Source organism: Streptomyces sp. NPDC003300 (assembly GCF_040610915.1).
Taxonomy (GTDB): Bacteria; Actinomycetota; Actinomycetes; order Streptomycetales; family Streptomycetaceae; genus Actinacidiphila.
The window spans coordinates 44,222-58,782 of sequence record NZ_JBEXNE010000023.1 but is presented as its reverse complement, the minus strand read 5'-3'; the positions used below and the strand labels follow the sequence as shown (position 1 = coordinate 58,782).

The following is a 14,561-nucleotide window of genomic DNA, read 5'->3' as shown; positions in this document are numbered from 1 at the left end:
GCCCCGTACTGCGAGGTTCGTCCACGAGGGCGTCTTCGTGGACGCCCCGGGACGGAGCGCCGGGCATGACGCAACCGATGTGGGCGAGGCCCGAGGGGGCCGAGCCGGTGGAGTGGCTGCCGGAACTGGACATGCCGGACCCGGGCCGCCAGCGGCGGCTGACGGTGCTGCTGCGCTGGCTGCTGCTGATCCCGCAGTTCATCGTCGTGTTCGTGCTCGGCGTCGGCGCGTTCTTCACCGTCATCGTCGGCTGGTTCGCCGCGCTGTTCACCGGGCACCTGCCCGAGGGCGTGGCCCGCTACCTCGGCGCGTTCCTGGCGTACGAGACGCGTGTGCACGCCAGCGCGATGCTGCTGGTCGACCGGTATCCGCCGTTCGCGCTGCGGCCCGCCGAGCACTATCCGGTGCGGATCGAGCTGCGGCCGGGGCCGCTGAACCGGCTCGCGGTGTTCTTCCGCATCATCTTGATGATCCCGGCCGGCATCGTGCAGGGCCTGGTGACCTCCGGCTGGTACGCGCTCGCCTTCATCATCTGGCTGATCACGCTGGTGCTCGGCCGCATGCCCCGGCCGCTGTTCGAGGCGAGCGCCGCGACGCTGCGCTACAGCATGCGGTTCAGCGCCTACGTGCTCCTGCTGACCTCCGCCTACCCCAAGCGGCTCTTCGGCGACGGCGACGCGCCTGGGACCGTACCGGGCGCGGTGCGGCCGGGCATGCCGGGCGCCGTGCCGGGCGACACCTACGGGGCGGTGCCCGGAGCCGTTCCCGGCGCCCTCGCCTCCGCCACCCGGCCGCTGCTGATGAGCACCGCGGCGAAGGTCCTCGTCGGGGTCTTCCTGGCGGTCGGTCTCGCGGGCCACATCGTCGGCGACACCGTGACCGACTGGAACGGGAACAACGACGACAACGCCGCGGCAGCACCCGCCGCCGCGGCCGTCGTCGTCACCCCACCGGGCCGCTGACGCGGCTCAGTCGAACGGGTCGAGCGTGATCGACGCCTCCTGCGGGTCGCCGTCGTGGACCAGCGACTCGTGGTTGCCGACGTCGTCGAAGGCGAAGGCGTACGCGCTCCCGTCGGCCATCTGCTCGTGGATCTCGCGGGCGTACTGGTTGGTGTCCGCGTCCTGGTAGAAGCCGGACGCGTCCGCGTCGGGCTGCTCGGAGTTGGTCAGCAGCGTCGTGCGGTTGTAACCGGCGCACAGCGTACGGGAGATGGGGCCGCGCACCTGGTCGTTCGGCGCGTCCAGCAGCTTGTAGCAGCCGAAGACGCTGTCGGAGTCCGGCTTCTGGAAGCTGGTGACGACCGCGCCCGAGGAGTCGGTGAAGTTCATGACGTCACCGGAGACCCGGCCGAAGTACTTGGTGTCCGGCTGGTCGCCGAAGGGCGTGACCGTCAGGGTCGAGGAACTGTACTTGTCCCAGACCCGGTTGATGTAGTCGTCCATCACCGAGGCGGGCAGCGCGCCGGACCCGATGCCGTGGCCGGGCGCGAGCGCGCGCAGGACGCTGCCGTCGGGCGCGGTCTCGACCAGGCCCGCCCAGCCGCCGGGCCGCGCCTTGAGGCCGTCGAAGAACCCGTTGTAGCCGCCGGGCTTGAGGTGTCCCGTGGTCTTCGTCGTCCCGTCCGCGGTCTTCACGCCGACCGCGTAGGGGGCGGAGAACATGTCGACCTGCGTGCTGTTGATCCACAGACCCGAGTCGTTGAGCGTGTACTCGGTCCAGTTGAACAGGATGTCGTGGTTCGGGTCGTCCGGATTCTGCACGGCGGGCTGGACGAGGCCGCCGGTGGTCAGCTTGAAGACCAGCTTCTGGCCGTAGGAGAAGTACACCCGGCCGGAGAACTTGGGGAGCTTCAGGGTGAGCGACTGGCCGTCGGCGGGGCCCGCGATGGACGCGTCGGGCGCCTCGGTGGGGGGATTGCCGCCGGCCGGCCACGCGTGGAAGGCGCCGTCCGCGTCGGCCCAGCCCTGTTCTCCGGTGGCGAGGTTGGTACCGATGTCGTAGACGTAGACCTGGTCGCCGCGGCCGGAGTTGTTGGTGAAGGTGAGCGGAATGGTGTCCGGCACCGAGGCCGAGGCGGTCGACGCGAGCCCCGCGGCGGTCAGTCCGCCGCCGATCAGCGTGGCCGCGGCCAGCGGTGCGAACAGCTTCCGTTTGGTGATGTACACGCTCTGTACTCCTCATCAGTTGGGGCACCGCGGAGGACAGACGTCGCCGGACATCGCGGAATCCGTTCCTCCGCAGCGGTTCTGAGAGCGCTCTCACCCTGATGGGGAATGGTGTGCATGTCAATGACGCGACAGTGGACTTCCGCTGCTGACGGTAATCACCGCTGATCCGGGGCGGGTTGGGGAGACCGGAGGCCGCGGAATTCGCCGGAGCCGCGGATCACGAGACGGGTCAGCAGCACCACGGAGCGGGGTGCGGAGCGGTCGCCGCCGATCCGGGCGAAGAGCAGATTGGCCGCCGTGCCGCCGATGGCCACCGGGTCCTGGCTGACCACGGTCAGCGGCGGGCTGAGCCGTTCGGCGAGCGGCAGATCGTCGAAGCCGACGATGGCCACCGGGGCCGGGTGGTCGAGGCCGTCGAGCACGCCCATGGTGATCAGGTCGTTGCTGGCGAACAGCGCGGTCGGCGGGTCCGGCAGGGCGCGCAGCCCGGCGAGCGCGCCGCGCGCCTCGCGGTGCGAGCGCAGTTCGTGCCGGACGAGGTCGGGGTCCTCGGGTATGCCGTGCGCGGCCAGCGCGTCGAGGTAGCCGAGGTGGCGCTCCCGCTGGGTCCAGATGCCGTAGCGGTCGCCCAGGTAGGCGATACGGGTGTGGCCGTGGCCGAGCAGGTGGCTGACCGCGCGTTCGGCGCCCGCGCGGTTGTCGACGGTGACGGTGTCCACGGCGAGGCCCTTGGCGGGCCGGTCCACGCAGACCACCTGGGTGCCGCCCTCCATGGGCTGCTTGAGGAAACCGTGGCCGCCGCTGGTCGGCACGATGATCAAGCCGTCCACCTGACGGGCGGTGAAGGCGGCGATGACCTCGCGTTCACGCCGCGGTTCGTCGTTGGTGCTGCCGACGAGCACGACGTAGCCGCGGCGGTGCGCCTCGTCCTCGACCGAGCGGGCCATCAGCGCGTAGAAGGGGTTGGCGAGGTCGTCGACGACGAGCGCGATGGTGGAGGTGCCGAGGTTCTTCTGGCGCAGATTGCGCGCGTTGTCGTTGCGCTGGTAACCGAGCTTCCTGACCGCCCGCTCGACCCTGGCGGCGGTGTCCGGCGAGACGCCCGGCTCGCCCGAGACGACGCGGGAGACCGTCATGGGGCTCACCCCCGCGGTCCGGGCCACGTCCTTCATCGTCGGGCGCTTCACGGGCCTCCTCCTCGGCGTGCTTCGGGCCGACCGCCGTACGGGCTGGTGTCGATGATGTCAGGCCACGGCGCGGACAACCATCGTCCGTGGTGGAGTGCTTGGTAACGTTCACAAAATGTCAGGCCCTCGCGCGTTCGACCCGACGCATCGTCACGCCGCTTTCGCGTGGACCTCGTCGGCGGCTCCGCACGGGCCTCGTACGGCCGGAAACACCCGATGTCCCGGCCTGGTCCGCACCCTTGACATCCAGTCAGGTACACCTCAACAATTCGGTTCTGCTTGGTAACGTTCACATGCACTTCGCGCAGCCCCCCGTGCCCCGAGGCGGCCCGCAAGGACGACGGCGCGCCGCCTCCGCGAGAAGGTGGTCTCCTCCGTGCCCCCCACTCCGTTCCGCATCAGAACCGTCGGCGCCGCGAGCGCCCTGTTACTGGCCGCCTTCGGCGTCGGCGGCCTGGCCGCGGCCCCCGCGCACGCCGCGACGCTGCCGCTGACGCAGTACGCCGACCCGTTCGTCGGCACCGACGACAGCTCGGCCCCCAACCCCGTGCCGGGCGGCGCGGGCGGCAGCACGTATCCGGGCGCGGTGGTGCCGTTCGGCGGTGTGCAGTTCAGCCCCGACACCCCGACGGCCTCGCCCTCCGGCTACCGCTACTCCGACACCTCGATCGAGGACTTCAGCCTCACGCACTTCGACGGCGCGGGCTGCCCGAACAACGAGGACCTGCCGCTGATGCCGGTCACCGGCGCGGTCAGCACCTCACCGGGCACCAACTGGACCAGTTACGCGTCCGGTTACACCAAGGCGAACGAGTCGGCCGCTCCCGGCTACTACAAGAACCGGCTGGACAAGTACGCGACCAATGTCGAGCTGACGGCCACCACCCGTACCGGCATGGGGAAGCTGACCTACCCCTCGTCCACGTCGTCCCGGCTGCTGATCAACACCAGCCGCAGCGCGACGGGCAACCGCAACGGCACGGTGAACGTCAACGGTTCCGAAGTGACCGGCAGCGTCACCGCGGGCGGCTTCTGCGGCTCCACGAAGACCTTCCAGATCTACTTCGACATCCGCTTCGACCGCGCCCCGACCGGGCACGGCACCTGGTCGGGCGGCACGGTCACCGACGGCTCGTCCGGCGCGAGCGGCACCAACACCGGCGCGTACGTCACCTTCGACACGACCGGCAACGCGGCCGTGCAGTTCAAGGTCGGGCTGAGCTACGTGAGCGTGGCGAACGCGCAGGCCAACGTGGTGGCGGAGAACAACGGCTGGGACTTCGGCGCGGTGCGCACGGCCGCCGACACCTCGTGGAACCAGATCCTCAACCGGGCGCAGGTCACCGGCGGCGCGACCGCCGACCTGAAGAAGTTCTACACCTCGCTCTACCACGTCTTCCAGAGCCCCAACGTCTCCAGTGACGTCAACGGCGACTACCGGGGCTTCGACGGTGCGGTGCACAATTCGACCCGGCCGGTCTACCAGAACTACTCGGGCTGGGACATCTACCGGTCCTGGGCGGCGCTGGTCGCGCTGATCGCGCCGACCGAGGCGAGCGACATCGCCAAGTCGATGGTCCTGGACGGGCAGCAGGGCGGTCTGCTGCCGAAGTGGTCGCAGCAGACCAACGAGGACTTCGTGATGACGGGCGATCCGGGTCCGATCATCGTGAGCAGTCTCTACGCCTTCGGGGCCAGGGACTTCGACACCGCGAGCGCGCTGTCGCTGATGGAGAAGGCGTCCAACGGCGGCACGATGCAGGGCTCGCCGATCCGCGGCAATCAGGGCACGTACACCAACCTGCACTATCTGCCCGGCGCGCCCTCGGACTCCCTCGAATACTCCGCGTCGGACTTCGCGGTCGCGCAGTTCGCCAAGGCGCTGGGGAACACGTCCAGTTACTCCACGCACATGACGCGCGCGCAGTGGTGGCGCAACACGTACAGCACCGAGTCCGGCTACACGCAGCCGCGCAACTCCGACGGGAGCTGGGCGTGGCCGCTGAATCCGGCCAGCCAGAACAACTTCACCGAGGGCAACGCGTCGCAGTACACCTGGATGGTGCCGTACGACTTCTCCGACCTGATCAACGACATGGGCGGCCGGCAGACCGCGGTGCAGCGCCTCGACCACCACTTCACGCAGGTCAACGCGGGCCAGAGCCTGCCGTACTACTACATCGGCAACGAGCCGGAGCACGGTGTGCCGTGGGCGTACAACTACGCGCGTGACCCCGCGGGCGCCTCGGACGCGGTGCGCAAGGTGATGACCGAGTCGTACACCACCGGTCCCGGCGGCCTGCCGGGCAACGACGACCTGGGCGCGACCTCGGCCTGGTACGTGTGGGCCGCGCTCGGGGTGTACCCGGCGACGCCCGGCGCGGACACGCTGGCGATCCACGGCCCGCAGTTCCCGTCCGTGCTGCTCCAGCGGCCCGGCGGCAACATCACCATCAACTCCTCGGGCAGCGGCGGCTACGTGCAGGGCGTCAGCGTCAACGGGACGGCCACCAGCCACAATTACCTGCGCTACCCGGACGTGGCGGGCGGCGGGACACTGAACTTCACCATGGGCGGTACGCCGAGCGCGAGTTGGGGAACGGGCGCGGGCGACGTCCCGCCCTCCTTCACCGACGGAGCGACCCCGGTGCCGGCCGCGCCCGAACTGGGCACGGACCTGGCCAAGGGCAAGCCGGTGACGGCCTCGGCGCCGTGCGCGACCGCGGAGTCCGGTGACAAGGCCGTGGACGGCACGCTGAAGGACAACAGCAAGTGGTGCTCCACGGTGGCCAATCCGTCCCTCCAGGTGGACCTCGGCTCGGTGCAGACCGTGTCGTCGTTCGTGCTCAAGCACGCCGGGCTCGGCGGGGAGAACACCGGCTGGAACACGGCCGCGTTCACCATCCAGACCAGTACCGACGGCGCCAACTGGACCACCGCGGCCACCGTCACGGGCTCGCGCTCCAGCCGTACCTACCACCCGGTCTCGGCGCGCCAGGCCCGCTATGTGAAGGTCGCCATCTCCTCGCCGGTCAACGACGCGGCCGGCTCGACCGTGGCCGCCAGGCTCTACGAACTGGAGGTGTACGGCGGCGGCCAGGCCGATCTCGCGCTCGGCCGCACCGCGACCGGCTCCGACGCGTGCGGCACCACCGAGACGCCCGACAAGGCGGTCAACGGCAGTTACACCGGCGGCAACAGCGACAAGTGGTGCTCGAAGGTGTCGGGCACCAAGACCCTCCAGGTCGACCTCGGCGCCTCGCACGCCCTGTCCTCGCTGACCGTCCGGCACGCCGGGGCGGGCGGTGAGGACCCGAGCTGGAACACCAAGGACTTCGACCTCGCCGTCTCCGCCGACGGCAGCACCTGGACCACCGTCGCCCAGGTCCGCGGCAACACCGCTGACTCCACGACCAACGCGGTGAGCGCCACGGCCCGTTATGTGCGGCTCAGCGTGATCACGCCGACCCAGAACACCGATCCGGCGGCGCGGGTCTACGAGTTGGAGGTGTACGGCAGCTAGGCGGCGCTCCCCCGGCCGCACGGGAACGGCGGCCACCCCTCGGTGCGAGGGGTGGCCGCCGTTCCGCGGACGGGCGGTGCGTGTCAGAGCACCAACTGGGCCTTGCCCAGCGCGATCACCCCCGCCGCGGAGACCGTGTACAGCTCGCGGTCGCGGTCCGGGTTGACGCCGATGGTGGCGCCCGGCGGCACGTCGACGTTCTTGTCGAGCACCGCGCCCCTGACGATGGCGCCGCGCCCGACCCGTACGTTGTCGTGCAGTACCGAGCCCTGGACGACGGCGCCGGTGTCCACGACCACGCCGGGCGACAGCACCGAGCGGGTGACCTGCCCGCGGATCTCACAGCCGGGGCTCACCACCGACTCGCCCACGATGCCGCCCGCGGCGATCTTGGCGGGCGGGAGCTGCCCGGAATGGGTGTAGATGGGCCAGCGCCGGTTGTGCAGGCTGAAGGCGGGCTGGTCGGAGATCAGGTCCATGTGCGCGTCGTAGTACGCGTCCAGCGTGCCGACGTCGCGCCAGTAGCCGTGGTCGCGGGCCGTCTCGCCCGGCACGTGGTTGTTGTCGAAGTCGTAGACCTGGGCGACGCCCTGGTCGGTGAGCCGGGGCAGGATGCTGCCGCCCATGTCGTGCACGGACTGCGGGTCCTCCGCGTCCTCGTGCAGGGCGTCGATCAGGGTCTTCGTACTGAACAGGTAGTTGCCCATCGAGGCGAAGACATGCTGGGGGTCGCCGGGCAGCCCCGGCGGGTCGAGGGGTTTCTCCAGGAAGCGTTCCACTTGTATGCCGTCGGCGGCGGGCGAGATCACGCCAAAGCCCGCCGCGTCGGCTCTGGGCACCTTGATTCCCGCGACGGTGACGCCCGCGCCGTGCTCGATGTGCTGCGCCAGCATCTGCCGGGGGTCCATCCGGTACACATGGTCGGCGCCGAACACCGCGATGTAGTCCGGCTGTTCGTCGTGCACGAGATTGAGGGACTGAAGGATCGCGTCCGCGCTGCCGAGGTACCAGCGCGGGCCGAGCCGCTGCTGTGCCGGTACCGGCGTCACGTAGTTGCCCAGCAGGCTGGACATCCGCCAGGTGGTGGTCACATGGCGGTCGAGCGAGTGGGACTTGTACTGCGTCAGCACGCAGATCCGCAGGATGTCCGCGTTCACCAGGTTCGACAGGACGAAATCGACCAGGCGGTACGTGCCGCCGAAGGTCACCGCTGGTTTGGCCCGGTCGGCGGTCAGCGGCATCAGCCGCTTTCCCGCGCCACCGGCCAGCACTATGCCCAGTACCGAAGGTCCTCCACGCATCGAGACCCCCCCTTGTCGTCTCTGCCGCTCATATCTGCTCCTCGTGCCGTTCTCGTGCCTGATCCCGGTCCCGTGTTCCGGCGTTCACCGGCTCACTCCGCCTACCGGCCCTGCGCCAGCACCGACGCGTACAGCTCCGCCGTACGCCGTGCCACGGTGTCCCAGCCGAATTCGCGCACCGCGCGGTCCCGGCCCGCCGCCCCCATCCGCTCCGCCTCGGCGCGGTCGCCGATCACCCGGTTGAGCGCCCGCGCGAGTCCCGCCTCGAACGCGGCGGGGTCCTCCTCGCGGTAGGGCACGAGCAGCCCGGTGACGCCGTCCTCGACGACCTCGGGGATGCCGCCGACCGCGGAGGCGACCACAGGTGTGCCGCAGCCCATCGCCTCCAGATTCACGATGCCCAGCGGCTCGTACACCGAAGGACACGCGAACACCGCGGCGTGGGTGAGGAGTTGGACCACGGCGGGGCGTGGCAGCATCGCCGGGATCCAGTGCACGCCGTCGCGTACCGCGTTCAGCTCGTCGAAGAGCGCGCGGAATTCGCGGTCGAGCGCGGGGGTGTCCGGCGCTCCCGCGCACAGCACGAGCTGCGCGGACGGGTCGAGTTCGCGGGCGGCCCGCAGAAGATGGGGCACGCCCTTCTGCCGGGTGATCCGGCCGACGAAGAGCACGTAGGGGCGCTGCGGATCGATGCCGATCCGGCTGAGCACGTCGGTGCGCGGGTCGGGGCGGTAAGTGGCGGTGTCGATCCCGTTGCGGATGACGTGCACCCGGTCGGGGTCGAGCGCCGGATAGCAGCCCAGGATGTCGCCGCGCATGCCGTCGGAGACCGCGACCACCGCGTCGGCCGACTCCATCGCCGTGCGCTCGGCCCAGCTCGACAGGGCGTAGCCGCCGCCGAGCTGCTCCGCCTTCCAGGGCCGCAGCGGCTCCAGCGAGTGGGCGGTGAGCACGTGCGGTATGCCGTAGAGCAGCTTGCTCAGATGGCCCGCGAGGTTGGCGTACCAGGTGTGCGAGTGGACGAGGTCGCGGCCCTGAAGACCGGCGGCCATGGCCAGGTCGACGGAGAAGGTGCGCAGCGCGTCGTTGGCGCCGTCGAGCGTGGACGGGGCGTGGTGCCGGGTCACCCCCGTGTCGGGGCTGTCCGCCCCTTCGCCCCAGCAGTGCACGGCGACATCCACCAATGAGCGCAGTTCACGGGCCAGGAACTCCACGTGGACCCCGGCTCCGCCGTATACATCCGGCGGATATTCCCGGGTCAACAGACCCACCTTCACCGAGACCTCCTGCCGTCGACAACCGTGTGCCCCTGTTGCCTTCCCCGGTTGGACGCGGCCTACCGCGCGGGAGCCTGACGTAATTCCGCCGCCCGCGCGGTCCGACGGCAGGTCGCACCCGCCGCGCGCGGTCCTAGCGGCGGCTGAGCGCGATCACCGGGATGACCCGGCTGGTCTTCTTCTGGTAGTCGGCGAAGCCGGGGAAGCGGGACGCCTGCTCGGCGTACTTCTCGTCGCGCTCGGCGCCCTTGAGCTCCTCGGCGTGCACGGGGATGGTCTCGTCGCCGATCTCGATGTCGATGTCGGGGTGCGCGAGGAGGTTGAGGTACCAGGCGGGGTGGGTGTCGGCGCCGCCCTTCGAGGCGAACACCAGATAGCGGTCCCCGTCGGCCATGTACATCAGCGGGTTGACGCGCTCGATGCCAGTACGGGCGCCGCGGGTGTGCAGCAGCACCATCGGCGCGCCCTCGAAGGGGCCGCCGACCTTCCCGTGGTTGGCCCGGAACTCGGCCGTGATCCGGGCATTGAAGTCGTCGCCGTCGCTCATTCACCGCTCCTGACAGATGTGGTCAATACGGGTCCCACCGGTCACCTTAGCCAAGCGGCCGGCCCGTTCTCCGTATCCGCGAACGCGAGCCCCTGGCCCGGCATTCCCCCGAACGGGCGTGCGTCGCGCGGGCCTCGGACGGCGGTGCGGCCGTTCTGCGGGAAATCGTCCGGATCGCACTGGACCACGCGTCACACCGGTCACCCACACCGCGTACGACGCAGGGGCACGCGCAGGCGGGCGTGCGCGGAACAGGTGCATCGTTTTCCCGCCAGATCCGGCGAGCCGCCCGGCCGACGTGCGCCGGGGCCGGCCGGGCCGCCCGCGTGCCGGGGGCGCAAGCACACGGCCCACCGGGCGATGGCCAATACAGCGGATCTGCCCAGGTGACGCGGAAAGTGGAATGACGCTTTACGGACGGCTGTCCGGAGCCGGACAGGGCACACGGAGGAGAGACCGCGCGTGATGACCAACAGCCGCTCCGCCGCACCCGTTCCGCTGCGCAGCGGGGCACGGTTGGCGCTGGCACTGGCGAGGGAAGAGATGATGCAGGACTACCACCGGTGGGAGACCGATCCGGCGACCGTCGTCGGATTCGGGGCCCGCTGGCCGGTGTCCTGGGAAGTCTTCCAGGCTCGTTTCCACAGTGGCCATACCTCCACCCACTACCAACTCTTCGAAGTGATCACCACGGACAGTGGCATTCCGGTCGGGACCACCGCGCTGAGCGTCGACCAGGCGGTCAACAGCGCCGAGTACACCCTTGTCATCGCCCCGGAGCACCGCGGCCTGGGCTACGCCGCCGAGGCCACCGCACTCACCCTCGACTGGGCTTTCACCATCGCGTCGCTGAGCGCGGTGTGGCTGGAGGTACTCGCTCCGCACACCGCCGCGGTGCACGCCTACCTCAAGGCCGGTTTCCGTGACGCCGGGCGGCTGCGCAGCGCCGCGCTGTGGCAGGGCAGGCGCGTCGACAAACTCCTGCTGGACTGCGTCCCCGGCGACCTGCCGGGGACCGAGCCGGACGAGAGGAGGTGATCCACGATGTCATGCTCCGACGTGAACTGCCGTAAAGGCGGGTGCACCACCGACCCCGACCGCACCGGGCGCGAAGGCGGTCAGAAGCGCGGGTGAGCGGCCATCGGCCGGGCGCCGCGGTGCGTGACGTACCGCGGCGCCACCGTATATACGGAAGTCTCCGTGCGTTCCCGGAGATGTCCCGCCGATGCCACCGGAGATGTCCCCACCGTTGTCCCCGGAGATGCCCCCGCCGCGCTATCCGGCGGCCAGGGTCGCCACGGACACCTCCCACAGCCGCCGCGCCGCCTCCGGGTCGAGGGCGTAGGCCGCGACGCCGTCGGGGGCGCCGGGCCGGTTCTCCGCCGCCTCGTCGCAGTCCTCGAAGTACCGGCCGCCGACGCCGTCGAGCAGCGGAGAGGCCGCGACCAGCACCGAGGTCGCCGCGCCCTGCTCCGGGGTCTTCCACCGGGGGAGGTCGGGGCCGCGCTCGGCGCGCAGCCGGTTCAGCTCCTCGTCGGACACGTAGCGCTGGAGCTTGGTCCTGATCCCGCCCGGCATCAGCGCGTTGGCGGTGATGCCGTCACTCGCCCAGCGCTTGGTGGCCTCGACGGCGAACAGCACGTTGGCGGTCTTGGACTGGCCGTACGCGGACCAGGGCTCGTACGGCCGCTCGCGGAAGTGGATGTCGTCGAAGACCACGGGCGAGCGCAGATGGGCGCTGGAGCTGACCGCGACCACGCGGGCGCCGCCCGCCGCGGCGAGCGCCGGGCGCAGGCCGGTGGCCAGGGCGAAGTGGCCCAGGTGGTTGGTGGCGAACTGCATCTCCCAGCCCTGCGGGGTGCGCATCTCGGGCGAGGCCATAATTCCGGCGTTGTTGACCAGCATGTGCAGCGGGCCCTGCCAGTCCGCGACGAAGGCGGCGACGGACGCCTGGTCGGCCAGGTCGAGCGGAGCGACCCGCACCTGCTCGTTCCCCGTGGTCCTCGTGATGTCCTCGGCGGTCCGCCGGCCTGCCTCCGCGTCCCGTACGGCCAGCGTCACCTCGGCCCCGGCGGCGGCCAAGGCGCGGGCGGTCTCGACACCGATACCGGACGCGCCACCGGTCACGACGGCGCGGCGGCCGGCCAGATCGATGCCCGCCAGCACGTCGGCGGCAGTGGACTCCCTGGTGAAGGGGGTGGTGATGAGGGGGTTTGACGTCATGATCCGTGCGTCTCCTCGGTAGCGCGGAGGGCATGGCACTGCCGGTACGATAAAAACCGGAGGAACCTCCGCTCAGATCCACCGTAAGTGGAGGAACCTCCGCTTGCAAATTCGCCGGGCCCCCGTACCCCGACGATCCGCGTCCCACCGAGGAGAGACACCGTGCCGGGCACCTCACCCCGCCCCCTGCGCGCCGACGCGCAGCGCAATCGCGACCGGCTGCTGGCCGCCGCCGTGCGCGCGTTCGCCCACGACGGGCCCGAGGTGACGCTCGAGGCCATCGCCAAGGACGCGGGGGTCGGCATCGGCACGCTCTACCGGAACTTCCCGACCCGAGAGGCGCTGGTCGAGGCCGCGTACCGCAACGAGCTGACCCGGCTGTGCGACGCCGCGCCCCGGCTGCTCACCGCCGCTCCCCCCGACGTGGCGGCGCGCGCCTGGATGGACCACTTCATCGACTACATGACGACCAAGCGCGGCATGGCCGACGCGCTGCGCGCCGTGATCGCGTCCGGCGGCGACCCCTTCGCGCACAGCCGTGAGGCGCTGCTCGGCGCGGTCGGCACCCTGCTGCGGGCGGGCGCGGAGGCCGGGACGCTGCGGGCGGACGCCGACCCCGAAGACGTGCTCGTCGGGCTCGGCGGGGTGGCGCTGTCGGCGGCCGGTCCGGAGCGCAGGGCGCAGGCGGGACGCCTGCTGGACCTGCTCATGGACGGATTGCGCTACCGTGCGGGGCAGTAGTCGCGGCGCGCGGCCGGAGACGGGACGCGCGACGGGACCCGGCAGAACACGGACGAGGACGCGAAACAGGCCGCCGCTCGGACCCGTTCGGGGCCCGGAAAAATTGCTCGAAAAAAAGTTGGCATAGGACGTTCGACAGCGGGCAAGCGGCTTGTGGACAGTCTTACCGAGGCGAGGCGATGACGTGACCACACAGGTTCAGCAGTCGGACAGCGCGTACGAAACGGCGACGCTTGAGGCATCACCGCGATCCGAGGGCGGCTTGATTGGTGAACTTCCGCGGATCGACGACGCCACGGCGGTAGCCCCCAAGGACGCGCGGGCGCTGTCGAAGCTCTTCTTCGACCGGCTCCAGGCCGTCGAGGAGGGCACCCGTGAATACCAGTACGCCCGCAACACGCTGATCGAGATGAACCTCTCGTTGGTGCACTTCGCCGCCGGGCGCTACCGCAACCGGCCGGCCACCGACATGGAGGAGATCGTCCAGGTCGGCACGATCGGCCTGATCAAGGCCATCGACCGGTTCGACCTGTCGCGGGAGAACGAGTTCACCACCTTCGCCATCCCGTACATCGTCGGCGAGATGAAGCGGTTCTTCCGCGACACCTCCTGGGCCGTCCACGTGCCGCGCCGCCTCCAGGAGCTGCGCGTCGAGCTGAGCAAGGCCAAGGAAGCGCTCGCGCTGGTGCTGGACCGCGACCCGACGGTGGCCGAGCTGGCCGCGCACCTCGACCTGACCGAGGAAGAGGTCATCGAGGGCCTGGTCGCCGCCAACGGCTACACCGCGGGCTCGCTGGACACGCCGTACAACGACGGTGAGAGCGGCGGTGACGGCGAGGGCCGCACGCTGGCCGACACCTTCGGCGAGTGCGACTACGCGATGGACCTCATCGAGAACTTCCAGAGCCTGGCCCCGCTGATCGCCAAGCTCCCCGAGCGCGACCGGCAGATCCTCCAGATGCGCTTCGGCGAGGAGATGACGCAGGCGCAGATCGGCGAGGAGCTGGGCTACTCGCAGATGCACGTGTCGCGGCTGCTGAGCCGCACCATCGCCGGCCTGCGCGCGGGCCTGATGACGCAGAAGTAGGCAGCCGGAAGCAGGCAGCGAGCACGACGAACGGCTGAGGGGCCTCCCGGACCGGGAGGCCCCTCAGCCGTTCACGCCCGCCCGTACCGCTCCCCCGTCGATTGCGCGACACGTGAAGTGTGTGACGGACAGTGAACGGGGAATGCGAGGGGTAGTTGACGATTGCGGGATGAGGGATCCGGATGACGGATGACGAAGGGGTGCGGTCCATGACCATTGCCAGTGACAGCCAGTCGGTGTCGGACGAACTGCGCGACCGGGCGGGCGCGTTCGTGAACAGCCATGTCGACATGTGGGTGACGGTGGAGGACGACGGGGTGCTGATCCTCGCCGGTGGCGACGCCGCGGAGCTCTTCCAGGCCGCCACGGACTGGCTGCGCGAGGGGCCCTCCTACACGGTCGCCTCGGTCGGCTGGGCGCGCCAGGAGACGGAGCCCGCTTACGCGTTGCGACTGGTCCTTCGGCAGCCGGTGGGCGGCGAGGCCGTGTGATCGGTGCCCGTCC

At 70.5% G+C, this 14,561-nt stretch carries 12 protein-coding genes; 6 read left to right on the top strand and 6 right to left on the bottom strand.

Annotation, left to right across the window (positions count from 1 at the left end; all coding sequences use genetic code 11):
* Positions 1-65: 65 nt before the first annotated feature.
* Entirely contained in the window at positions 66-962 is an 897-nt protein-coding gene (locus tag ABZX65_RS28300; protein WP_355345910.1) for a DUF4389 domain-containing protein, read from the top strand.
* Positions 963-968: 6 nt separating this feature from the next.
* Here ABZX65_RS28300 and ABZX65_RS28295 read toward each other — a convergent pair whose 3' ends face one another.
* Together ABZX65_RS28295 and ABZX65_RS28290 are read right to left on the bottom strand one after the other, a co-directional pair.
* On the bottom strand, positions 969-2,135 hold the full coding sequence (locus ABZX65_RS28295; RefSeq protein WP_355346074.1) for a glycoside hydrolase family 64 protein: 1,167 nt from the start codon (positions 2,133-2,135) through the stop codon (positions 969-971).
* Between the two features lie 191 nt (positions 2,136-2,326).
* Entirely contained in the window at positions 2,327-3,358 is a 1,032-nt protein-coding gene (locus tag ABZX65_RS28290) for a LacI family DNA-binding transcriptional regulator (protein ID WP_355345907.1), read from the bottom strand.
* A gap of 376 nt (positions 3,359-3,734) precedes the next feature.
* On the opposite strand from ABZX65_RS28290, the gene ABZX65_RS28285 reads away from it, so the two are divergent.
* Positions 3,735-6,881, top strand: a complete 3,147-nt coding sequence (locus tag ABZX65_RS28285; RefSeq protein WP_355345904.1) for a GH92 family glycosyl hydrolase — start codon at positions 3,735-3,737, stop codon at positions 6,879-6,881.
* 83 nt (positions 6,882-6,964) lie between these two features.
* Here the strand turns inward: ABZX65_RS28285 and glgC are convergent, their stop codons facing one another.
* From glgC to ABZX65_RS28270, 3 genes are all read right to left on the bottom strand, one after another.
* Positions 6,965-8,182 carry a glucose-1-phosphate adenylyltransferase gene (gene glgC / locus ABZX65_RS28280; protein ID WP_355345901.1) on the bottom strand — a complete coding sequence of 406 codons (1,218 nt, stop codon included), beginning with the start codon at positions 8,180-8,182 and terminating at the stop codon, positions 6,965-6,967.
* 101 nt (positions 8,183-8,283) lie between these two features.
* Positions 8,284-9,459 carry a glycogen synthase gene (gene glgA / locus ABZX65_RS28275; RefSeq protein WP_355345898.1) on the bottom strand — a complete coding sequence of 392 codons (1,176 nt, stop codon included), beginning with the start codon at positions 9,457-9,459 and terminating at the stop codon, positions 8,284-8,286.
* 133 nt (positions 9,460-9,592) lie between these two features.
* A complete protein-coding gene (locus tag ABZX65_RS28270; protein WP_355345895.1) occupies positions 9,593-10,006 on the bottom strand; it encodes a nitroreductase family deazaflavin-dependent oxidoreductase in 414 nt (137 codons plus the stop codon).
* Between the two features lie 465 nt (positions 10,007-10,471).
* Between ABZX65_RS28270 and ABZX65_RS28265 the strand changes: the two genes are divergently transcribed.
* On the top strand, positions 10,472-11,044 hold the full coding sequence (locus ABZX65_RS28265) for a GNAT family protein (protein WP_355345892.1): 573 nt from the start codon (positions 10,472-10,474) through the stop codon (positions 11,042-11,044).
* A gap of 237 nt (positions 11,045-11,281) precedes the next feature.
* Here the strand turns inward: ABZX65_RS28265 and ABZX65_RS28260 are convergent, their stop codons facing one another.
* Positions 11,282-12,229 carry an SDR family NAD(P)-dependent oxidoreductase gene (locus ABZX65_RS28260; RefSeq protein WP_355345889.1) on the bottom strand — a complete coding sequence of 316 codons (948 nt, stop codon included), beginning with the start codon at positions 12,227-12,229 and terminating at the stop codon, positions 11,282-11,284.
* Positions 12,230-12,391: 162 nt separating this feature from the next.
* Between ABZX65_RS28260 and ABZX65_RS28255 the strand changes: the two genes are divergently transcribed.
* From ABZX65_RS28255 to ABZX65_RS28245, 3 genes are all read left to right on the top strand, one after another.
* Positions 12,392-12,970 (top strand): helix-turn-helix domain-containing protein, encoded by a 579-nt coding sequence (locus tag ABZX65_RS28255; protein WP_355345886.1) that lies wholly within the window; start codon positions 12,392-12,394, stop codon positions 12,968-12,970.
* A 262-nt stretch (positions 12,971-13,232) separates the two neighbouring features.
* Positions 13,233-14,057, top strand: a complete 825-nt coding sequence (locus ABZX65_RS28250) for a SigB/SigF/SigG family RNA polymerase sigma factor (protein WP_355346071.1) — start codon at positions 13,233-13,235, stop codon at positions 14,055-14,057.
* Between the two features lie 209 nt (positions 14,058-14,266).
* Positions 14,267-14,548, top strand: a complete 282-nt coding sequence (locus tag ABZX65_RS28245) for a hypothetical protein (protein WP_355345883.1) — start codon at positions 14,267-14,269, stop codon at positions 14,546-14,548.
* Positions 14,549-14,561: the final 13 nt, after the last annotated feature.